The organism is Gracilimonas sp. (assembly GCF_035704785.1).
In the GTDB taxonomy this organism is placed as follows: domain Bacteria; phylum Bacteroidota; class Rhodothermia; order Balneolales; family Balneolaceae; genus Gracilimonas.
In genome coordinates this window covers 1-21,142 of record NZ_DASSWP010000045.1, presented here as the reverse complement: position 1 = coordinate 21,142, position 21,142 = coordinate 1, and the positions used below count along the sequence as shown (strand labels likewise).

The 21,142-nt window shown below is 40.8% G+C and carries 20 protein-coding genes; 10 read left to right on the top strand and 10 right to left on the bottom strand.

Translation table 11 applies throughout. From position 1 onward, the window contains the following. Positions 1 to 98: 98 nt before the first annotated feature. The 8 genes from VFM80_RS02430 (at position 99) to tkt (ending at position 7,793) form a co-directional block, all read left to right on the top strand. Positions 99 to 740, top strand: coding sequence for an RNA polymerase sigma factor (locus VFM80_RS02430; RefSeq protein ID WP_395069194.1), 642 nt, complete (start codon positions 99 to 101; stop codon positions 738 to 740). Next, positions 727 to 1,272 (top strand): hypothetical protein, encoded by a 546-nt coding sequence (locus tag VFM80_RS02425; protein WP_395069192.1) that lies wholly within the window; start codon positions 727 to 729, stop codon positions 1,270 to 1,272. Before VFM80_RS02430 ends, VFM80_RS02425 begins: the two co-directional genes overlap by 14 nt. Positions 1,273 to 1,413: 141 nt before the next feature. Further along, positions 1,414 to 2,211, top strand: coding sequence for a ParA family protein (locus VFM80_RS02420; protein WP_395069190.1), 798 nt, complete (start codon positions 1,414 to 1,416; stop codon positions 2,209 to 2,211). A 15-nt stretch (positions 2,212 to 2,226) separates the two neighbouring features. Then, the gene (locus VFM80_RS02415; protein WP_395069188.1) at positions 2,227 to 3,153 is read left to right on the top strand and encodes a ParB/RepB/Spo0J family partition protein; all 927 of its coding nucleotides are present in this window, start codon (positions 2,227 to 2,229) and stop codon (positions 3,151 to 3,153) included. Further along, the gene (locus VFM80_RS02410; protein ID WP_395069186.1) at positions 3,137 to 3,763 is read left to right on the top strand and encodes a DUF5683 domain-containing protein; all 627 of its coding nucleotides are present in this window, start codon (positions 3,137 to 3,139) and stop codon (positions 3,761 to 3,763) included. Before VFM80_RS02415 ends, VFM80_RS02410 begins: the two co-directional genes overlap by 17 nt. 8 nt (positions 3,764 to 3,771) lie before the next feature. Further along, positions 3,772 to 4,473 (top strand): TIGR00730 family Rossman fold protein, encoded by a 702-nt coding sequence (locus VFM80_RS02405; protein ID WP_395069184.1) that lies wholly within the window; start codon positions 3,772 to 3,774, stop codon positions 4,471 to 4,473. A 129-nt stretch (positions 4,474 to 4,602) separates the two neighbouring features. Continuing rightward, a complete protein-coding gene (locus VFM80_RS02400; RefSeq protein WP_395069182.1) occupies positions 4,603 to 5,637 on the top strand; it encodes a tetratricopeptide repeat protein in 1,035 nt (344 codons plus the stop codon). 158 nt (positions 5,638 to 5,795) lie between these two features. Further along, a complete protein-coding gene (tkt, locus tag VFM80_RS02395; protein WP_395069180.1) occupies positions 5,796 to 7,793 on the top strand; it encodes a transketolase in 1,998 nt (665 codons plus the stop codon). A 21-nt stretch (positions 7,794 to 7,814) separates the two neighbouring features. Here tkt and VFM80_RS02390 read toward each other — a convergent pair whose 3' ends face one another. From VFM80_RS02390 to deoC, 6 genes are all read right to left on the bottom strand, one after another. Next, positions 7,815 to 8,957 (bottom strand): PP2C family protein-serine/threonine phosphatase, encoded by a 1,143-nt coding sequence (locus VFM80_RS02390; RefSeq protein WP_395069178.1) that lies wholly within the window; start codon positions 8,955 to 8,957, stop codon positions 7,815 to 7,817. Positions 8,958 to 9,107: 150 nt separating this feature from the next. Further along, positions 9,108 to 9,641, bottom strand: a complete 534-nt coding sequence (locus VFM80_RS02385; RefSeq protein ID WP_395069176.1) for an SPOR domain-containing protein — start codon at positions 9,639 to 9,641, stop codon at positions 9,108 to 9,110. 11 nt (positions 9,642 to 9,652) lie between these two features. Further along, entirely contained in the window at positions 9,653 to 10,522 is an 870-nt protein-coding gene (locus VFM80_RS02380; protein ID WP_395069174.1) for an aldehyde dehydrogenase family protein, read from the bottom strand. Between the two features lie 18 nt (positions 10,523 to 10,540). Then, positions 10,541 to 12,043 carry an aldehyde dehydrogenase family protein gene (locus VFM80_RS02375; RefSeq protein ID WP_395069172.1) on the bottom strand — a complete coding sequence of 501 codons (1,503 nt, stop codon included), beginning with the start codon at positions 12,041 to 12,043 and terminating at the stop codon, positions 10,541 to 10,543. A gap of 3 nt (positions 12,044 to 12,046) precedes the next feature. Further along, positions 12,047 to 12,598, bottom strand: coding sequence for a transposase (locus tag VFM80_RS02370; RefSeq protein ID WP_395069170.1), 552 nt, complete (start codon positions 12,596 to 12,598; stop codon positions 12,047 to 12,049). A 4-nt stretch (positions 12,599 to 12,602) separates the two neighbouring features. Next, complete coding sequence (gene deoC / locus VFM80_RS02365) at positions 12,603 to 13,502, bottom strand: deoxyribose-phosphate aldolase (protein ID WP_395069168.1); 900 nt, start codon at positions 13,500 to 13,502, stop codon at positions 12,603 to 12,605. 214 nt (positions 13,503 to 13,716) lie between these two features. On the opposite strand from deoC, the gene VFM80_RS02360 reads away from it, so the two are divergent. Beyond that, positions 13,717 to 14,112 carry a DUF1761 domain-containing protein gene (locus VFM80_RS02360; RefSeq protein WP_395069166.1) on the top strand — a complete coding sequence of 132 codons (396 nt, stop codon included), beginning with the start codon at positions 13,717 to 13,719 and terminating at the stop codon, positions 14,110 to 14,112. A gap of 23 nt (positions 14,113 to 14,135) precedes the next feature. On the opposite strand, the gene VFM80_RS02355 is transcribed toward VFM80_RS02360, so the two are convergent. Beyond that, positions 14,136 to 14,384: a hypothetical protein gene (locus VFM80_RS02355; protein ID WP_395069164.1), complete on the bottom strand. Its 249-nt coding sequence runs from the start codon at positions 14,382 to 14,384 to the stop codon at positions 14,136 to 14,138. 313 nt (positions 14,385 to 14,697) lie between these two features. On the opposite strand from VFM80_RS02355, the gene VFM80_RS02350 reads away from it, so the two are divergent. After that, on the top strand, positions 14,698 to 16,164 hold the full coding sequence (locus tag VFM80_RS02350) for a potassium/proton antiporter (protein ID WP_395069162.1): 1,467 nt from the start codon (positions 14,698 to 14,700) through the stop codon (positions 16,162 to 16,164). 14 nt (positions 16,165 to 16,178) lie between these two features. Here the strand turns inward: VFM80_RS02350 and VFM80_RS02345 are convergent, their stop codons facing one another. From VFM80_RS02345 to VFM80_RS02335, 3 genes are all read right to left on the bottom strand, one after another. Continuing rightward, a complete protein-coding gene (locus VFM80_RS02345; RefSeq protein WP_395069160.1) occupies positions 16,179 to 18,212 on the bottom strand; it encodes a cation:proton antiporter in 2,034 nt (677 codons plus the stop codon). Between the two features lie 244 nt (positions 18,213 to 18,456). After that, the gene (locus tag VFM80_RS02340) at positions 18,457 to 20,499 is read right to left on the bottom strand and encodes a S9 family peptidase (RefSeq protein ID WP_395069158.1); all 2,043 of its coding nucleotides are present in this window, start codon (positions 20,497 to 20,499) and stop codon (positions 18,457 to 18,459) included. 107 nt (positions 20,500 to 20,606) lie between these two features. After that, positions 20,607 to 21,142 (bottom strand): DUF427 domain-containing protein (locus VFM80_RS02335; protein ID WP_395069156.1); only part of this gene is annotated, 536 nt, incomplete at its 5' end.

Below are 21,142 nucleotides of genomic sequence, written 5' to 3'. Positions count from 1 at the left end.
GTATGAAACGCCGGAAGCGATCAAACAGTTATTGAAACAAAAGGTTGATATTTCAGTTTGATTTATTACAGCAGAATCCCAAATTTAGGGTGAATATTATGAAATTGACTAAAAGACACGTTGATAAACCCGATTATAAAGAACTCAAAGACAGAGATCTGGTTAAGTTCTTTCGAAAAAATGGAGATGAATCTGCATTTAACGAATTAATGAATCGGCATCAACAAAAAATCTATTCTTACATCTACAGCATGGTGATGAACCCTGAGATAGCTAATGATCTGTTTCAAACTACCTTTACCAAGGTTATCACAAAGATGGATGATACCTATAATGAACAGGGAAAATGGATAGCCTGGGTGATGAGAATTGCACATAATGCAACCATTGATTATTTAAGAAAACAAAAACGATATATTGACGTTAGTGGATGGAGTGACGAAGACTCTTCAACCGATTATTTCGATCGGATGGAAGATGACAGCGTTGTGGATGCAGATGATAAAATGATCGAAACAGAAACACGATCAAGTCTGATGAAGCATATTGCCAAACTTCCTGAAGAGCAGAGATCAGTCGTCCTTCTGCGACATTATTACGAAATGCCGTTTAAAGAAATCGCAGAACTTACTGATGTATCCATCAATACCGCCCTTGGGCGTATGCGATATGCACTCATAAATCTTAGAAAGTATTTTGAGGAAGAACGAGAAGAAGAGCACAAACATGCACACGGATGAAAACAATGCTATTCGTTACCTAATGAAGGAGATGGATCCTTCAGAGGAAATGGAATTTGAAAAGAAAATGCGGGAGAATGAAAACCTGCTTATTGAAGTGGAAAGCCTGAGAGTGACAAATAAAAAGCTCTCAGGATTACCACAAAAAAATCCACCTAAAGATCTTGTTGAACAAATATCAGAGGATGCAAAACATCTGCGATCTAAAAACAGGGGTCATAATTACAATCCTGCATTTCTAATTAAGAGAGGCATTGCGGCCGCAGTTCTCCTGACAGTATTCACAGGTGGATTTTATTACTACTCAGTAATTCAAGATACACAACAACCGAGTTCAGTTGAATCTGAAATGGTAGAACCATGGGTTGACCGGAATGAAGTTATACGTTTTTCAGAGGGGGGACAAACCATTCAATCATCCTCTAATCAAACTGATTTCACCAAAAGCTACGAGAAGTTACAACTAGTGAGTGATCCAAGAGGTAATAACACCACCGGTAGTGGTATTTTGTTGACCGGCTCCCCTAAGTAAGTGAATGGCTACCATATATTTACCTTTCTAATGTGGATAACTTTGGGATTTAATGTGAATAAGTATTTTTGTATGACAGTGCACCTCGCTTTATATTATAATTTATCAAAAAAACTATACTAAGCATAAAGCAGGTTCTTAATGGGAAAAGTCATTGCAATTGCCAATCAGAAAGGTGGAGTAGGAAAAACAACTACGGCAATTAATTTAGCCGCCAGTTTGGCTGCTATTGAACACCCTACGCTGGTCATAGATATCGATCCGCAAAGTAATACTACCAGTGGGTTGGGAATTGATACAAAGACGGTATCGAACTCTGTGTATGAGATCATGATTGGAAGCACGGATATAGATGATACCATTCGCCAAACTGAATTAGACTTTCTGGACCTGGTTCCGGCTCATATAAATCTTGTGGGTGCTGAAATCGAAATGATCGATCGGGAAGAAAGGGAGCGTATTCTAAAGAAGGCGATTGAAGGTGTCCGCGAAAAATATGATTTCGTCATTATTGATTGTCCACCTTCTCTGGGCCTGTTGACGATAAACGCTTTAACGGCCTCTGATTCAATTGTAATCCCGGTTCAATGCGAATATTTTGCACTTGAAGGACTTGGACAGCTCCTGAATACGATCAAGATTGTGCGTCAGCATTTAAATCCTGAATTGGATATAGAGGGTGTTTTATTAACGATGTACGACACTCGTACACGGCTTTCAAATCAGGTTGCAGATGAGGTGAAGCGCTATTTTGATGACCGGGTATTCAAAGCTGTTATTGCCCGAAATATTCGTCTTGCTGAAGCTCCCAGTTTCGGGAAACCGGCACTTTTGTATGATTCTACAAGTGTAGGTGCTAAGAATTATCTTGCATTGGCTCGGGAGATCATCAAAAGAAATAAAAAACTATTTAAGAACAGCCCGATTCTAACAGATTAAGACAAAAACTAAATTATGGCTACCAAAAAAGTTTTAGGGCGCGGTTTAGGTGCTTTTTTCCCTGAATACCAAGAAGAAGGCAAAGAAGGAGACAAGAATACTAAAGAAGGGGTAGAGAGAACAGTTGTCAAGCCTGAAGAGAGAGTAAATATTGTTCTCTTTGTTCCTGTTGATCATATACGGAAAAACCCACATCAGCCACGAAAAGAGTTTAATGAAGAAAAGCTCGATGAACTTGGTGCTTCTATTAAGAAACATGGCCTTATACAACCTATTACGGTTCGATATATAGGGGAGAAAAGGTTCGAGTTAATCAGTGGTGAAAGGCGCTTAAGAGCAGCTAAATTGGCCGGCTTAAAAGAAATACCGGCGTTTATCCGTGAAGCCGATGATGAGCAAAGCATGGCCTTTGCTTTGATTGAAAATATTCAGCGGGAAGAGTTGAATCCACTGGAAGTAGCACTTGGATATAAAAGGTTACTGGAAGAATTTGACTATACCCAGGCAGAAGTAGCAGAAAGAGTCGGTAAAAATCGTACAACTGTTACTAATATGCTTAGATTATTGAATCTGCCAGATTTTATACAATCGGCATTGAAATCCAACCAGATCTCAATGGGCCATGCAAGAGCTTTAATTACGATCGAAGATGAAGATGTTCAACAGAAGATACTTAAGAAAGTTATTGATAAAGGCCTTTCAGTAAGGCAAATTGAAGATGCAGTCCGCGATATATCAAGCCCGACAAAAGGAAAAAAGAAATCTTTATCAAAAAAAGAACCTGCAAATCCTTTTTATGATGAGATTTCTGCCCGTTTACGACGTACATTCAGTACTAAAGTAAATGTTAATCCTAAAAAGGAAGGCGGAGAAATCAAGATTGAATACTATTCTGATGATGACCTTGAACGAATACTCGCTATTTTTGACTCGATCGATTAGCCTTGGGCTTTTGCTTGGAGTGTTGCTGGTAAGTAATGGGTTCTCTCAAAGTTACTACTACTCAGCTCAAAAATTTGTACCTCAAAATTATTCTTTGAAAGATGCTTTTAAGGATACAATGAATAATGGGTCAGATTTTCCGGATCCTAAAAAAGTTTTGCGCCGTTCTTTGATCATACCCGGATGGGGTCAGGTTACAAATAAACAGATCTGGAAAGTTCCAATTGTATACGGTATGTTGGGTGGTTTAACATACTATAGCGTGTATCTTCATGTAAAATACCATGATTACAGAGCCGCATTTTATAATTTGAACCCCGATACGCCAAATGATAATCGCTTCGGTTCAACCCCAGATTATATACCAGAAAATTCAAATCTCAGTGCTCTTCGGCAAAACAGAAACTATTTTCGCAACAGAAGAGATTTAGTGTATGTGTTTATTGGGCTCGCTTATGCATTGAATGCTATAGATGCCTACGTATTTGCACATTTGAGACCATTTGATGTCTCGGACGATCTAAGTATGAAGGTGAGCATGAAACCTGATGTTATGGCAATAGCTTATGCGCCGCCGGCTCCTTCAATTTCACTTTCTATAAATTTTTAATATTTACAATGACAAACGAACAAAGAGAATTTCAACAGAAAAATCATCACAGCGGATTTGACAGGGATATTTGGAGTGTTTTCAAAGTGATGGGTGAATTTGTGGAAGGGTATGATAAACTTTTCCAGATCGGCCCATGCATATCAATTTTTGGTTCAGCCCGCACCAAACCGGATGATAAATATTATAAGCTGGCAGTTGAAACAGCTGAGAAGATCACCAAAAAAGGTTTTGGAGTGATCACAGGCGGTGGACCCGGAATTATGGAGGCCGGCAATAAAGGAGCTGAGCAAGCCAACGGGAAGTCAGTTGGTTTAGGGATCAGCTTACCCTTCGAGCAGGGTATAAACCAGCATGTTGATCCGGACTTCTCTATAAACTTCAACTACTTTTTTGTACGTAAAGTTATGTTTGTGAAATATGCTCAGGGCTTTGTGGTATTTCCGGGTGGTTTTGGAACACTGGATGAATTGTTTGAAAGTTTAACACTTATTCAAACCAGAAAAATAGACCAGATCCCCATTATACTTTTTGGCAGTGAGTATTGGAATGGCCTGATAGATTGGATGCAGAATACAATGAAAGAATGGGGCACAATATCAGACAATGATACAGACTTGTTCCACGTTATAGATTCCACAGATGAAGCAGTTGATATAATCTGTGATTTTTACAGTAATAAAGAGCCAATGCCCAATTTCTACTTTTAAATTGGAACATGCAGGCACTTTGAAAGGTTTAATAAATACTATTTCATTAAAAAGGCAGTTATAATTTTAATTTCAGTGTCATTTTTTATTAAATTCGGCGCTGCAACTAACGATCAAAATAAAATGGATATGAAGCTTTTAAAAATAATTTTATGTACTGCCGTGTTAGGTTTAGCGGCATTTCAAGTTGATGCTCAAGATAGAACTCAAGCGGTGCAACTTTATAATAAAGGGCTTGAGGAAGCTCAGGCTAATGATTATGAATCAGCCATTTCTACATTTACACAAGTAGTTTCTGTAGCTGAGCAGCTTGGGCCGGAAGGTGAAGACATCAAGGAAAATGCAGAATCACAAATTCCCAAAATGTATTATGGACAGGCATTGGCGATTTATAAGGAATTTCAGACAAGCCGGGATTTGGAAACTCTGGATCGGGCTATTTCTGCATTTCGTGATGTAGTTGAAATTAGTGAAGAATATGGCGATGACAGATATGTTTCAACTGTGGAAGAAGCAATTCCGAAATTGCAATACACTAAATCGGTGCTTTATTACAATAACGAAGAGTTTGAAAAAGCTAATGAAGCCGTAGATCAGGCTCTTAACTCAAATACAAACTATGCAGCAGCTTACTATCAGAAAGCCAAGATCTTTAAGAAAATGAATGACACTGAAGACGATGGAATCATTGATGAGGGAATAGATGAAATGCTTGAGTGGTATGATCGTGCAATTCAGGTAGGTGAATCTACCAATGAGCAAGATGTTGCTCAGAAAGCAACGGAATCTGCCCACGATGAGCTCCTTGCTGTAGGTACGCGAGCATTACAAAATGGTAATTTAGATTATGCTATAGAAACCCTCAATAAAGCTCTAGATTACGATAGTGAGTCTGCAGATGTATATTATCGCCTTGCTGAAGCACATAATAAAGCCGGAAATGCTCAAGAAGCAATTGATGCCGCTAACCAGTCTCTTGAATATGAGAATGGCGGCAGAACTGACAGAGCAAAAATATATTATGAGTTGGGTTATGCAATGCAAACTTTAGGCAACAATTCAGAAGCTTGTGATGCTTTTACAAACGCCTTGTATGGTCAATTCAGAGGAGCAGCAGAGCACAAAATGGAATTTGAGTTGAAGTGTGACTCAACTACTCGTTGATATATAAGTTGTTCTGAGCTGAGTATTATTGAAGCCACGCTTTTTCAGCGTGGCTTTTTTTATGTAATTAATTTTTATTCCCTTTTTATACAAAACCGGCATTTGGTATCTTTCAAACCTCACGTAATCAAAATTTATAATTTTAATAACCTCCACTGATGCCCGCTTCAAAACTTGATGAACTTTGTGTCAATACCATTAGAACCTTATCCATTGATGCCGTTGAAAAAGCTAACTCAGGTCACCCGGGTATGCCCATGGGTATGGCTGATGTCGCTTATGTTCTTTGGTCCAATTTTTTAAAACATAATCCAAAGAATCCAAACTGGGTTGACAGAGACCGATTCATACTTTCTGCCGGACATGGTTCAATGTTAATTTATAGTTTACTGCATTTAACCGGTTATGATCTGAGTCTTGAAGAGATTAAAAACTTTCGCCAAATGGGGAGTAAAACTCCAGGACATCCTGAGTATGGCATGACTCCCGGGGTTGAAACGACAACAGGACCTTTGGGGCAGGGGTTTGGGACGGGAGTGGGTATGGCAATGGCTGAGCATTTTCTGGCGGCCAAATTCAATAAAGGGGATCAGAAGATTGTAGATCATTATACCTACGCAATTGTAAGTGATGGAGATCTGATGGAGGGAATTTCGCATGAATCTGCTTCCATGGCAGGTCACATGGGCTTGGGTAAATTGATCTATCTATATGACTCCAACAGCATTTCGATTGAAGGTTCCACAGACCTTGCTTTTACTGAAGATGTTGTAAAACGTTTTGAGGCTTACAACTGGCATGTTGTTGAGATCGACGGGCATGATCATGATGCTATTAATTCTGCTATTGAGGAAGCCAGATCTATTACCACTAAACCATCTGTAATTGTATGTAAAACACATATTGGATTTGGAAGTCCCAATAAGCAAGGCAGTGAATCTTCACATGGTTCTCCCTTAGGTGAAGATGAAATTAAACTAACTAAGGAAGCATATGGCTGGGATCCGGACAAGAAATTCCATATCCCGGATGAGGCTCTCAATAAATTCAGGCAAGCGGTAACAAAAGGTGAAGAAGCTGAAAAAGAATGGAATGAGCAACTTGCCGACTACGAAAGATCAAATGCTGAAGCAGCAGAGTCCTTTAAAAAATGGATGAACCGGGAAATCTCCTCAGAATTTGAGTCCAGTCTTCCGGTCTTTGATGAAGATAAAAAAGGAATGGCAAGTCGTGCTGCCTCAGGAAAAGTGATCAATGCGATCAAAGATATAGTGCCTAATTTATTTGGTGGTTCTGCCGATCTGGGAGGAAGTACAAAAACAGACATTGAAGGATCTGGTTCTTACATCGTGGATAAACCTACAGGTCGTACCATACACTTTGGAGTTCGTGAGCATGGCATGGGAGCTGCTGTAAATGGTATGGCTCTTCACGGAGGCATGATTCCTTATGGCGCTACTTTTTTTGTTTTCACGGATTATATGCGACCCGCTATTAGATTGGCCGCTTTGATGAAAGTACCCTCCATTTTCGTACTCACTCATGACAGTATAGGATTGGGGGAAGATGGCCCGACTCACCAGCCTGTTGAGCACCTTGCTAGCCTGAGGGCGATGCCGAATATTACAATTCTAAGACCCGGCGATGCAAATGAAACTTCCTACGCATGGAAGGCCGCTATTGAGAATACTACAGGACCAACACTTCTGGTATTAACCCGTCAAAATCTCCCAACACAAGCAAGAACCGGGAACAATGGTGCAAGTCTTGTTCAAAAGGGCGGATATGTATTTGCAGATTCAGATAAAGAAACTCCGGATGCTATCCTGATTGGCACAGGTTCGGAGCTTCAGTTTGCTATTGAAGCTAAAGCAGAGCTGGCAAATAAAGGCGTAGATGCACGAGTGGTAAGTATGCCAAGCTGGGAGCTGTTTGAGAAGCAGGACGCCGCATATAAAGAATCTGTGTTGCCATCATCAGTTACTAATCGTGTATCCATTGAAGCAGGGTCAACCTTCGGGTGGGAACGCTACGTAGGACCTAATGGGAAAGCGATAGGGTTGAATACCTTTGGTGAGTCAGGTCCTTATGAAGAATTGTATGAGCACTTTGGGATTACAACAGAGGCCGTTGTTAAAGCAGCTCTCGGAAAGTAAAATTTAGTTAGATTCGCTCCGCTATTTGGAAGGGCGGTGTATACATGTAAATGTTACATCGTCCAGTGGATCTACCGAGCCGATAAAAGCTTCCAGAGACGACTGAATTTTTCCAATTATGGTTTTGGCGTGAAGTGAGCCGTAGATCTCCATCAACGATTCAATTCGCTCCTCTCCATATTCTTCTTCACGGTTGTTACGGGCCTCGTTCAAGCCATCGGTATAGAATAAGACCGAATCACCGGGTTTGAATTGAAATTTCTTTACTTCCATGTTTTTATCGAGCAGCTTGGTTGAGGTCATCCCCAGGGCAAAGCCATTCGATTTAAGTTTAAAAGTAGTATCCCGCTCTTTATTATAATAAATAGGGATGTTGTGTCCCGCGCGGATGTACTCAAAGTGTTCCTCATCATTCGGGAAAAAAGCAACACAACCGGTTACAAAGGTCTTATCCTTGCTATTACTTTTAATATAGTTATTAAGCTGTAGAAACAGGTCTTTAGGGGTTGGTTGTTCTTTTTCAATGATCATGCTAACCAAAGCCTGAAGCCGCACCATGTAAAGAGCTGCACTTAATCCCTTTCCGGAAACATCAGCTATTATAACATAGGTACCATGTTCACTTTCGATCACATCCAGGTAATCACCGCCAACTTCCTTAGCGGTATGTGCAAATGAATAGACTTCCAGGTTTTCCTTATTGAGAGAAGTGCCCGGCAGCAGGCTTAATTGAATTTCACGAGCAAGGTCAATTTCTTTTTGAACATCAGACTTTTCAAGCAATTCGATTAGGAGTAGCATGAACATAGACAAAAACCCGAAAGGTAACAGCAGGTCTCCTATTAAGAAAAAATTCAGGATCCCAAAAAAATTCAGCAGGTAATAAGCAACAAAACTAACGGATCCCAAACCAAAGATGAGTCTTCGGGTTGGGTTTAAACGTTGGGTAAGGTCAGAGAAGAGTCTAAGAAATTTAACATGCCCGGGTAATTGTTGCCCCTGCTGGCGTTCGATGTCTTCTACAGCTTCTTTATAAACAAGCTTGAGACGCTCAGTATCAGCAGTAAGCTCTTTGGAAAAACGTTCCCGGCTCATTCCGGAAACATATTCCTGATAAAATTTCTTAGTGCCGTATCCGGATTGTGCTTCGTTCTTTAAAGCCAATTATATGCCTGTTCTAAAATTTAGTTTTATCCTTCTTCGTAATAATAAACAAAAAGTTTTGTTTTATTCTGTTTGTTTTCTAGGGAGATCAGCTACCTAAAACATAAAAAAATGATATGTTCTCTAAAGGGTCAGGTAGGTTTTTATCTGCTATTTGAGCTCGATAATAGTTGTATCGGCCGGCACTTTGTTAGGATCTACGCGGTCATATACTACCCATGCATCCTGAAAGAATCGTTTCACAATGTTTGAAAATTGTATGGCTCTCTCTCTTTCATGGAAGTCTCCGACATGAACACGATAATATGGGGTGCGAAAAAAGACATAAGTATTAGGTTGATAGCCAACTATGGTTGTATCTGCCCAAGCTCTGAAATCACCGGCTGTAGTATCAGCACCTGTTACATCCTCTCCGGAATAGATCTGGATTCGATAGCCTTCGTACAGATCAATTTCCTCTTCTTCCTGGACTTTAATTTTATTAAATCCTTCGGGTATTTCATTGACTCTGTAGGCGTATGTATCAGATAGTTGAGTGCGCAAATTCTCAAGCTTTGTAAAAGAAAATGAGATCTCATCCTGATATTCTTTGATAACCTCATCCACTCCATTTTGAACGCTCTTCTCTGAGGTAGAACAGGCTACTGCGGTGACAGCTAAAATAGTAAGAACTAAATATTTCATATCTGATTTTTTTAAAATCCTATGGGGTGCCAGGTAGTTTTTGTTTCCTGAAAATCTGTTAAGAAATAAGGTGATTGTGCATCTTCACCATACCAATCTTTAATGGGGCGTTTAACAATACGCTTAACGTTTAAGGATGCATTTTCGTCTATCATCTTCTTCATTTCTTTTGGAAGATCGTCTGTGTAACACAACGCATTTACATCCATATGAGTGCTAAAATGTTCCGCTAATTCTTTTCTGAATCCTGTGAGAATATTAATAACACCACCCGGTACATCAGAAGAATTCAAAACTTCAGCAAAAGTTAAAGCGGGTAATGGATAAGCTTCTGAGGCTAAGATTACACAGGTATTACCTCCGGCAATGATTGGAGAAATTACAGAAACTAATCCCAGGAGGGGGCTGTTTTCAGGGGAAAAAGCTGTTACCACACCAGTTGGCTCAAGCAAACTAAAATTGAAATGTGAGCTTGCCACAGGGTTTATGGATCCATATACCTGAAGGTATTTGTCCGTCCAGCCTGCATAATAGATCAGTCGATCAATCGAAGCATTTATGTCAGCCTCTGCTTCCGCTGCTTTAAATCCGATAAGGCCCAATTCTTTCATAAACTGATCCCGGCGATCTTCCATCATCTCAGCAATTCGGTAGAGAATCTGGCCTCGGTTATAAGCGCTGCGATTGCTCCAACCGCCAAATGCACCACGAGCTATTTTAACTGCATCGCGAAAGTCTTTACGGGAGCCCTGGCATACATTCGCCAGGAGGTTGCCGTCGGAATCAGTTGCCTTGTAGGTTCGGCCTGATTCACTGCGGGGAAAATCCCCACCGATATACATTTTATAAGTTTTTTTTACGTCAATTCTTTGATCAGACATGGTCTTAATTCTTTACTATTAAATTTTTAGGTAAGCAGCTAATCCGTGCATTCCACCTTCGCGGCCAACACCGCTTTCTTTATAACCACCAAACGGTGAGGTGGGATCGAATTTGTTGTATGTATTCGCCCAGATTACACCGGATCGCATTTTACTGCTCATTTTAAATATTTTTGATCCCTTATCCGTCCAAACACCATTTGCCAATCCATATGGTGTATTGTTTGCTTTTTCGATGCCTTCGTCTGCTGTCCGAAAAGTTTGAACCGTAAGTACCGGGCCAAAGATCTCTTCCTGAACCACACGGTTCGACTGTGATACATTTGTAAAAAGGGTGGGGCGAATGAAATATCCGTTATCAGGAATGTCGCATTTGCTTTGGTAGATATCAGCACCTTCCTCAACTCCTAATTCAAGATATTTGTTAACGGTCTCGAATTGTTCTTTTGAGTTGATAGCTCCTATATCAGTATTTTTGTCAAGAGGGTCCCCAACGATGAGGCTTTCCAGTCTGTCTTTCAACTTGTTGATCACTTTATCAGCTACGCCTTCTTGAACTAACAGACGTGATCCGGCACAGCAAACATGCCCCTGATTGAAATAGATGGCATTGATAATTCCTTCTACGGCCTGATCTATAGGTGCATCCTCAAATATTACTAAAGCACCTTTCCCGCCCAATTCAAGGGTGTATTTTTTATCAGTCCCGGCAAGTGATTTTTGAATGATCTTCCCGACATTGGTTGAGCCTGTAAAAGCGATCTTATCAATATCCTTATGATTTACGATCTCAGCTCCGGTCTGACCTGCACCTGTAACGATATTTACTACCCCGTCCGGAAGTCCGCAATCTTTCACCAACTCAGCAAACTTAAGAGCCGTAAGGGAAGTTGTTTCAGCAGGTTTAAGAACAACAGTATTCCCGCATGCGAGTGCAGGAGCAATTTTCCATGCCAGCATCAGTAAAGGGAAATTCCAGGGAATGATCTGTCCGCACACTCCAAGCGGTTTAGGTTTTTTACCCGGGAAAGCATATTCCAGCTTATCTGCCCAACCTGCATAATAGAAGAAATAGGCTGCTACCAGAGGGATGTCTACATCTCGGGATTCCCGAATTGGCTTACCGCCGTCCATACTTTCAAGAACAGCAAATTCACGGGCTCGTTCCTGAATCATTCGTGCAATACGATAAATATATTTTCCGCGCTCTTTAGCTGAAATGCGTGACCACTCACCTTCATAAGCTTTTCGTGCTGCTTTTACGGCTTTGTCCACATCTTTTTGAGTGGCTTCAGCAAACTCAGTTATGACTTCTTCGGTAGCCGGATTTGTGCTCTTGAAATAGCGGCCTTTGGATGGTTTAACAAATTTCCCGCCAATGAAAAGATCATATTGGTCTTGAACATCTGCAAAATCGGAATCCTGAGGAGCAGGGGCATATTCCCATACCGATTCAAAATCCAGTTTCGAATTTGGTGAAGTAGGTTTGTACTTAGTTTCTTTGGTTTCGGTGTTGGACATTTTCTAAAAGTTTAATTCAAATCCAGAATCCTTTTGTTTCAAGTAAAAGGCTATCGGATTGTTGAAAATATATTCTTCTATTTTATTTAATTCTTTCTTGTTTCGTATGACCCTGTCATAAAAACTTCTGTGCCAGGCAAAACTGGGATTGATTGTTTGGCGAATTTTTTTTGTGGAAGATCCCTTGAAGCCACGGATTATTGAGGACAGGTTATTTCGTTGCGGACCAAATTCATTTTTATAAGGCTCACCGGCCAGTAAGGGCGCATGGCCATGCGCCCTTACTGGCCCCAAAGCTAAAATAGCATGAAGGTGGTCAGGCATTATTACAAATTGTCCCAAAGTAACTCGATCTCTGATTTGTTGAGTTTTGAGCCATTCTTTCTCAGCTATATCACCAATCTCATTTAAAACAACTTGATCCTTTATGATCTTACCAAAAAATGGTTCTCTATTTTTTGTCAGAATGGTTACGAAATAAATCCCCTCATTGCTATAATCATAGCCTTGAAGTCGTAGAGAGTTGTTTCGATATGTTCGTTTATTAAGCTTCAATTAATCAATCATTACTGAAGTAATCGAGCGATTGGTAATGCCCGGTTTGTTGTTTTACTATTTGCATGAGCAAGTCATTGGTTAAAGAACTGGCTCCAAACCGGAAATAATTATTAGTAAGCCAGGCGGCTCCAAGGGTTTCTTTTACTAAAACCAAATATTGGAGAGCTTGTTTGGCAGTTCGGATTCCTCCGGCAGGTTTCATCCCGATCATCTTATCTGTTTTATAATAAAAATCCCGAATAGCTTCCAGCATTACTAAAGTAACCGGCTGCGTTGCAGCAGGACTTACTTTTCCGGTAGATGTCTTAATGAAATCTGCACCTGCATGCATAGCCAGATCACTGGCTTTTCTTACATTTTCGAAGGTATGAAGTTCCCCGGTTTCCAGGATCACCTTTAAATGCGCATCTCCACAAGCCTCTTTTATTGCAGCTATTTCATCAAAGACCAGGCTGAATTCTCCATTTAAAAAAGCACCGCGACTTATCACCATATCAATTTCATCTGCACCTTCAGAAACAGCAAATTTAGTGTCTTGCAGGCGCATAGAAAGGGGAGACTGTCCGCTTGGGAAAGCTGTGGCCACACTGGCTACTTTGATATCGGTTCCTTTTAATTCGTTTTTAGCCACACTAACCATCCTTGGATAAACACACACAGCAGCTATCGTAGGGAGATCAGGGATAGAGGGATGGGGTTGTTTTGCTTTCTTGCAAAGTTGTATCACTTTTCCCGGTGAGTCTTTCCCTTCCAGCGTAGTATGATCGATCATACTTAATGCAAGTTTGAGAGCCTGAAGTTTAGACTCTTTCTTAATGCTTCGGGAGTTTAACCGGGCTACACGTTCTTCAACGCCAACGTGGTCGATCGGTATCGTCTGATTGAAATCAGGATATTTCATATTCAATGTTTGTTCTTAAAGCTTTTTAGACTCAAAGGTAAGAAATCTACATCAAAAGCTTGGGTGTAGAAGATAAATTGTACCCAAATTATTTCAGGGATATTGTAGGATAGAAGTTATTTTTGTTAATTCTTTGTGATCCAATAGGTATGAGGAATTTGGAATGGGACAAATGATAATTTTTAATTACTGATATGAGGACAAAATTATGGAAATGGCAGCAATAAACTGGTTGGCTGTATTAGCCGCTTCATTGGTTGGATTCGCAATTGGTTTTATATGGTACGGACCGTTATTCGGTAAACCCTGGATGTCTTCTGTTGGGATGACGGAAGAAGATGCCCAAAAAGGAAATATGGCCAAGATATTTGGTTTTACTTTTGTATTTCAATTTATCATGGCCTACTGCCTGGCTATGTTCTTTGGAGGGGAAGTAACTGCGCAAGAAGGCGCTTTTTACGGTTTTCTGACAGGCTTTGGGTGGGTTGCTATGGCCATCGGTGTCAACGCCCTTTATGAGCAAAAATCCTGGAAATATATCTTCATCAATGGTGGCTTCTGGACCATTGTATTTACCCTGATGGGGTTGATCCTGGGAGCTTGGAAATAGATATAAAAAAGGCCTGATCTGTTCTAAAATTCAGATCGGGCCTTTATAACTACAATACCGTCATTATCACCCTCAAATGAATCAATGTGCTCTATGTTAACACTTGCTGTTTCAGATTGGTCAGTATCGGGAACTTGCGGGGCTATCACTGCAATAAATACAACAATGAGAAAGGTAAAAGAGAAGACTAAAAGGTCATTCGGATTCTTTTCGAGGTGAATCCGTATCAAGCTGCTGATTTTTTTAAAACACTTGGCTGCTATTTCTTTCATGATTTTATGCATGCTGATTATGGAAGCTGAAAGATAGGTGAATATTAATATTAGAAAACATTACTACTCATTTCGATCAACTTTAATTGCTTTCCTACTAAGAGTCAAAAATCAATTTTTTGTTTCAATTTTTAATCAAAAAGAATAGGATTCTTTCTGCCGGTAAGGCTATGTTGAATAGCATTGCCTAAGCAAATATTTTTTATTGGAAACAGATATAAATATTTGATTCACATTTTACTTGGAATTCAAAACAGTAGCATTATTATTTTAACTTCTTAAAGTCTAAATAAAGAATTTACATCTGAATAGTATGACCATTTCCCTTTATCTGTTTACGGTAGCAACACTTTTATTGATAAGTATTTTTTCAAGTAAACTTGGCGGCAGGTGGGGAATTCCTGCTCTGTTGATCTTTTTGGGTGTTGGAATGTTGTTCGGTTCCGACGGTCTGAATCTGGTTTATTTTGATGATTATGAGATAGCACAGTCACTTGGGATCATTGCGCTTATCTATATTCTGTTTTCTGGGGGATTAGATACTCGCTGGAAAAAGATCAGGCCTATCATTGCAACCGGTATTTCTTTATCAACATTTGGTGTGTTGCTTAGTGCTTTTATAGTTGGAGGATTTGCTGTATGGATATTGAACTTCAGTATTTTAGAAGGAGTTTTGTTGGGAGCGATCGTATCATCAACTGATGCAGCAGCTGTTTTTTCAATCCTTCGTTCAAAGGATCTTGGTTTTAAATACCGGCTGAAGGAAGTGATGGAGTTTGAGTCAGGAACGAATGATCCGATGGCTATTTTCCTAACGCTTGGTGTAATTCAATGGCTCACACTTCCTAATTATGGCCTTTCTGATCTCATTATTCTTTTCTTGTTACAGATCAGTATTGGGTTGGTGGCCGGTTTCTTATTTGGACGCACAATTACCTGGCTGATCAACAATATAAATCTGGATTACGATGGCTTATATCCGGTGTTAACCCTTGCACTTGTTCCGCTGATATACTCAGCAACCGATTTATTAGGTGGCAGTGGATTTTTGGCAGTTTATTTGGCAGGATTGATTTTAGGGAATTCGAATTTCATACATCAGCGCAGTTTGGTGAATTTCTTTGACGGGATGGGCTGGTTGATGCAGATTGCAATGTTTCTTACTCTTGGCTTGCTCGTCTTTCCAAATCAGATATTAGCTATTTGGGTTGAAGGATTAATAATAGCTGGAGTACTGATCTTCTTGGCTCGGCCAATAAGTGTGTTTCTGTCTCTGATGTTTTCAAGCCAAAAAGCACGAGGTAAATTTATGATATCATGGGCGGGACTCCGTGGAGCAGTTCCGATCATAATGGCCACATTTCCGTTAGTAGCAGGAATTCCGAATGCAGAACTAATTTTCAGTATTGTATTTTTCGTGGTTGTAACGTCAGTGATTATTCAGGGGCCAACGATTTCGTGGATGGCAAAGAAGCTACATGTAGATTCTCCGATCATACCGAAAACTAAATTTCCTGTAGAATTTGAACCTTCCGTTGATACCAAAAGTGCGATGAAGGAATTGGAAGTAGAGGCGGATGACCCTATAGTTGGGCATCAGGTAATTGACTTAAATTTCCCGGAGAACTCGTTAATTGTGATCATAAACAGAGATGGTAAATTCCTTGTACCCCGAGGAACAACAGTTATACAAACCGGTGATAAGCTTTTAATTCTTGCCCAAAAAGGGAGTATGTCAGATATCAGAAAAATTATAAAGGGAAACCAAATTTTAGAATAAGGTTTGTTAATAGATCAAAATTCTTGTCTTAATTCTTCAGGCATTTCAGCTTCTCGAAATACTTCTGCGGCATCGGCAAAACGGTCAGCCATTCCAACCATAACCAACCGATCGCCGGCTTTCAGAGTGAACTCTCCGGCAGGATTTCCAATATTTTTATTACCTCGGTTAACAGTGAGTATGGTTATTTGATATTTGTTTCTCAACATCAATTCACCTAATGATTTTCCTGCAGCAAAAGAACCTTCTTTCACCAACACTGCCCTGGTATGAAGCCCTTCTTCATCCAATCCTTGTAATACCATCAGATGTGCTTCCTGAATGCTTCCCCGCAGGATCTGAAAATCTTCTTTGCGAAGCTCCCGAATGTGCTGCTCTATCTCTTCTTCAGGAATGAGGTAGGAACGCAGCACATTGGAGAAAAGCCGTACCGTGGTTTCCATTTCGGCAGGCACTACTTTGTCCGCTCCGGCTTTCTTCAGTAGTTCAGCCTCAGAAAGATACCTGGTTCGGGCAATGACTTCTATGGTAGGGTTTAGGTAATTAGCAAGTTTTATAATTCTGGGGGTAATTCGTGGTTCATTGATTACTACCACACAGAGTTTAGCTCTGTAAACTCCGGCATGTTCCAATATGTGTGTTCTTGAGGCATCACCATAAATTGCATTAATTCCATTCTCCCTCATTTCAGAAACAGAATTTGGATTCAATTCAACCACTATGAATGGAATACCGGTGTCTTTAAAAACCTTGGCAAGATTTCTGCCTGCAGGCCCGTATCCCACCAAAATTACATGATCTTCTGAGTCCGTTGATTCTTGTTCTGAAACAGTTTCTTTTCGGTTTTCCCCAATTTTACGTAATGGGGTTTTGGCCAATAATTCACCTATTTTTGGGCTTACTTTCAGGAAAAGAGGAGTGAGAAGCATTAACAAAACTGAAGTGGCTATGAAAACTTGTGAGCCCATTTCACCAAAACCGCCTGGGGTCAAGCCGGCAGGGCGCCCTGCTCGTTCCAATACAAAAGAGAATTCCCCGATCTGCGCTAAAACAATACCTGCTGCAGCTGCAATTCGTATAGGATATCCAAGCACCAACAAACTGACTGAGCTAAGAATAAATTTTAATACCAAAACTCCGGTCGCAATCCCAAGAAGCAACAAGGGATTTTCGATAACAAACTGAAGATCAAGCAACATTCCTACAGAAACAAAGAATACCGCATTAAAAATAGTTTTTAACGGCAGTATTTCACTGAGGGCATGGTCGCTGTAATGGCTTTCACTCACTACAAGGCCGGCAAGAAATGCTCCAAGAGCCAGACTTACTTCGGCAAGATTGGTTAAAGCAGCGGTTCCAAAACAGATAGCCATTACGGTGAGTAGGAATAATTCCTGCCGGCGGGTTTGCGCTACTTTTTCTAAGATCCATGGTACAATTTTCCGGGCTAAAACCACAACCACGGCAATAAGCAGAACGGCTTTTCCAAGGACAATAAATACATCCTGAATGGAATCACTTTGTCCGGATAGAATAGGAACTAAAAGTACCATCGCGATGATGGCAAAATCCTGAAAAATAAGTACGGCCAGTGACAGCCTGCCAACGGGAGTGTCGGTTTTACCTTGCTCGCTAAGCAATCCCAAAATGATAGCGGTAGAACTCAACGCCACTAAAAAACCGGTGTAAACGGCAACTTTCCAGTCTACATCAAATAACAGAAGGATGCCCACAACCGCGCCAACACTTAATAAAACCTGCAATCCTCCCCCAACAAAAATAGCATTCTTGATTCGGGATAACTTATCGAGGCTAAATTCAATACCAATGGTAAAAAGGAGGAGTATGATACCGATCTCTGCGAGCATATCTACCAGTTCCTGATCTTGCACCAAGCCCAAAGCATTAGGACCAATGATTACCCCGGCGATCAAAAAACCGGCAATAGGGACTAATTTGATGCGATAACAAATGTATGCAATAAGAACGCTGACCAAAAAAAGTGCAACGATCTCATTTAAAAAAGGAAGGCTTACCGCAAAGAGCATGTAGAAGGATTGAATTTAAATTTCTTTTGCGAGAAGATATTGAATCCCCACGGGTTAATGAAGCTTTTATTTGAGCTGTCAGTAGTCAGGATTCAGCTCATAGCTTTCAGTTTTTTAAAATCAACGCAGCTAATGCCTTAAATCTCATAGTCTGAAGAGCCGAAAAATATTTTAGCAACCTTATAAGATCTCTTCCAGTACAGAAACGACAAAAAACTGAAAGCTGAAGCCTGACTGCTGACAGCTAATCCTTATACCGATCAAACCAGCCCGTTATGTACCCGACTTTTCGAAACAGGTTACTCGGCTTGGCATATATGCTGTGGCCTGAACCTGCAATACGAACCATGGTTGCATCCACTCCCAGTAGTTTAAGAGCTGAATAATACTGCTCGGTTTCACTCATTGGAGTGCGATAATCTTGCTGACCGGTTAGAAGCATGGTTGGGGTGCTAACATTTCCAACCAATGAGATTGGGGAACGTTCGAGGTATTGCTCGGGATCATCCCATGGCTTTTCAGTAAACCAGTATTTACTGAAGAATGGGATACCGTCTGCCGTTAGTACAAAGCTGTACCAGTTGATCACCGGTTTAGCTACCACAGCTGCCGAAAAACGATCGGTCATACCAATACTCCAGGCAGTTAGAACTCCGCCACCGCTTCCACCTGTAATGAACAGATTGTCTTCGTCAATATATCCCTGATCGATGACGTAATCCGTGGCATCCATCAGATCGTTATAATCCTCACTTGGGTAGTTATGGTTGATGTAAGCGGCAAAATCAGTCCCATAACTGGTACTCCCGCGGGGATTGGTATAAACGACCACATATCCGCGACTTGCCATAAACTGTAATTCGGGTGAAAATCGAGGGCCATAATTGGTGTGAGGTCCGCCATGGATCTCCAGGATCATGGGATATTTTTTATCTGGGTCAAAATCAGGGGGAGTGATGATCCAGCCTTGTGTTCGAAAATCATCAACGGATGATTCAACCCAAAACTCTTCTACATTCCCAACTTTCTTGGCTTTAAAAAGCTGCTCATTCAGATTTGTGATCTTATGATTGGCCATCCGGGTTGGAAAATGCCCTACAGCTAACTCACTTGGGCGGGTCGAGGATACTTCGGAGTAGGCAAAGCGTCCATTATCAGCAACAGAATAGGAACCGCCGCCATAAGGTCTGCCAGTTGAAGCACCGCCAAGGTTTTGAGCTATTTGGACAAAGTCTCCGTTCAGTTTGATGTTACCAACTTTACTGTTTCCCTCTTCATCATACCTGAAAAAGATAGAGTTGCTGTCATTGGCCCAGGTAATTGAGGAGATATCCTGTTCTACATCCTCGGAGATCTTACGAAGGTTCGAGCCGTCACGGTTCATGATGTAAAGTTCAGTCAGCTGATATCCCAAGAACTGATCTTCGTATCCGGTGTAGGCAATCAGTCTACCATCCGGAGATACACTTGGGCTGCTGTGTGGACCTCTTTTATCCGTGATCTGTGTGGCTTCTCCGCTCTCGATATTCATTTCATAGATCTGCTCATTATTTGGGTCTATATCGGCGTCGTCTGATAAATCAGCGGTATAAATAATATTTCCATTGGGTGTCCATGATGGAGATCCGTAGTTGTGATCGCCGGAAGTCAACTGTCGCGGAGCACCGCCTTCTGCAGAAATCACAAAAATGTGTCTGAACCCATCTTCAACATACCCGCCGCCATCATTACGATATCTGACTTTGTCAATTACCTGTGCGGATTCTTCCCATTCGGCACCTTCGGGAGCTGAGGGCATATCTGGCCGGACCACGGAAGAAGAGCCGGGTACAAATTTTGAGAAGAGCAACATACTTCCATCGGGTGACCAACTTAGGTTGCCAGGACTCCCAGTGAGATTAGTGATTGATGCAGACACTCCTGAATCCATCCAGCGAATAAAAATTTGGTTAGAGCCTTCTTTAGAAGAAGTATAGGCGATACGATCTCCGCTTGGTGACCAGATTACACTGCCATATCCGGTTTTACCGGAAGTAAGCGGACGGTGGTTTTCACCTGAAAAAGAGATCGTCCATAGATTCACGAAACGACCATCGGTCATTACATCATACTGAACCCGCTCATAAATGATCGTATTTCCGTCCGGAGAAATCTCAGGACTAGAGACCATTTGCAGGTCAAAAAGATCCATGTAATCGAAATAGGATTCATCAACTTGAGCATGAATGTTTATGTTTGTTACAAAGGAAAAGATGATCAGTAGCAGAAAGTATCTTTTGTTCATCATGGGTATGAGGTTAATTGGAATATGGGCTGATTATAACTTCAAAAATTCAGTTTATAAAGGGAAACAAGATTTTTTAATAATTTTTAGAATTAAATAATCTGAGGTATCTATAAAAAAGTCTCATCTGATTCACCCTTAACAGGTCCAACAATTTCCTTGGTGATCCATCCTCCGTAAAAGCCTCCGGGTTGTGGTTTTACATGTTCTCCATTCACATAGCAAAATACCCTGGAAGGATAGAAACATAGATATCCCTTGATCTTGGAGAATTCAGATTTTGGTTGGGGGTAAGACCATGCAGCTCTTTTCGCGATCTTATCATCCGCTTCTACATTCCAATAAATAGCATCACCTTTCCATTCACAACGCGTTTCTCCGGTTGTCTTCTTTAGATAATCCATATTAATATCTGCCTTAGGGATGTAGAAGGTGGGAGGGCTGGCAGTCTCTAAAACCCGAATAGTATTGGTAGAACGTGCAATGATTTTATTGGCAAAGATCACCAGGATTTCTCTGCTGTCGGTATGGAGTTTAGGAGGGCGGGGGTAATCCCAAACAGACTCCTGTCCCTCTTTAGGTTTGATCGCAAACTTTGGTCGTTTTTGACCGTTATATTCCCACTGTGATTTTCCCGATTCAGCCC

What these genes read in the sequence shown, in the direction of transcription:
- VFM80_RS02430 (WP_395069194.1), top strand. Translation starts at nt 99, where the DNA reads ATGAAATTGACTAAAAGACACGTTGATAAACCCGATTATAAAGAACTC.
- VFM80_RS02425 (WP_395069192.1), top strand. Translation starts at nt 727, where the DNA reads ATGCACACGGATGAAAACAATGCTATTCGTTACCTAATGAAGGAGATG.
- VFM80_RS02420 (WP_395069190.1), top strand. Translation starts at nt 1,414, where the DNA reads ATGGGAAAAGTCATTGCAATTGCCAATCAGAAAGGTGGAGTAGGAAAA.
- VFM80_RS02415 (WP_395069188.1), top strand. Translation starts at nt 2,227, where the DNA reads ATGGCTACCAAAAAAGTTTTAGGGCGCGGTTTAGGTGCTTTTTTCCCT.
- VFM80_RS02405 (WP_395069184.1), top strand. Translation starts at nt 3,772, where the DNA reads ATGACAAACGAACAAAGAGAATTTCAACAGAAAAATCATCACAGCGGA.
- VFM80_RS02400 (WP_395069182.1), top strand. Translation starts at nt 4,603, where the DNA reads ATGAAGCTTTTAAAAATAATTTTATGTACTGCCGTGTTAGGTTTAGCG.
- tkt (WP_395069180.1), top strand. Translation starts at nt 5,796, where the DNA reads ATGCCCGCTTCAAAACTTGATGAACTTTGTGTCAATACCATTAGAACC.
- VFM80_RS02385 (WP_395069176.1), bottom strand. Translation starts at nt 9,641, where the DNA reads ATGAAATATTTAGTTCTTACTATTTTAGCTGTCACCGCAGTAGCCTGT.
- VFM80_RS02380 (WP_395069174.1), bottom strand. Translation starts at nt 10,522, where the DNA reads ATGTCTGATCAAAGAATTGACGTAAAAAAAACTTATAAAATGTATATC.
- VFM80_RS02375 (WP_395069172.1), bottom strand. Translation starts at nt 12,043, where the DNA reads ATGTCCAACACCGAAACCAAAGAAACTAAGTACAAACCTACTTCACCA.
- deoC (WP_395069168.1), bottom strand. Translation starts at nt 13,502, where the DNA reads ATGAAATATCCTGATTTCAATCAGACGATACCGATCGACCACGTTGGC.
- VFM80_RS02360 (WP_395069166.1), top strand. Translation starts at nt 13,717, where the DNA reads ATGGCAGCAATAAACTGGTTGGCTGTATTAGCCGCTTCATTGGTTGGA.
- VFM80_RS02355 (WP_395069164.1), bottom strand. Translation starts at nt 14,384, where the DNA reads ATGAAAGAAATAGCAGCCAAGTGTTTTAAAAAAATCAGCAGCTTGATA.
- VFM80_RS02350 (WP_395069162.1), top strand. Translation starts at nt 14,698, where the DNA reads ATGACCATTTCCCTTTATCTGTTTACGGTAGCAACACTTTTATTGATA.
- VFM80_RS02345 (WP_395069160.1), bottom strand. Translation starts at nt 18,212, where the DNA reads ATGCTCTTTGCGGTAAGCCTTCCTTTTTTAAATGAGATCGTTGCACTT.
- VFM80_RS02340 (WP_395069158.1), bottom strand. Translation starts at nt 20,499, where the DNA reads ATGATGAACAAAAGATACTTTCTGCTACTGATCATCTTTTCCTTTGTA.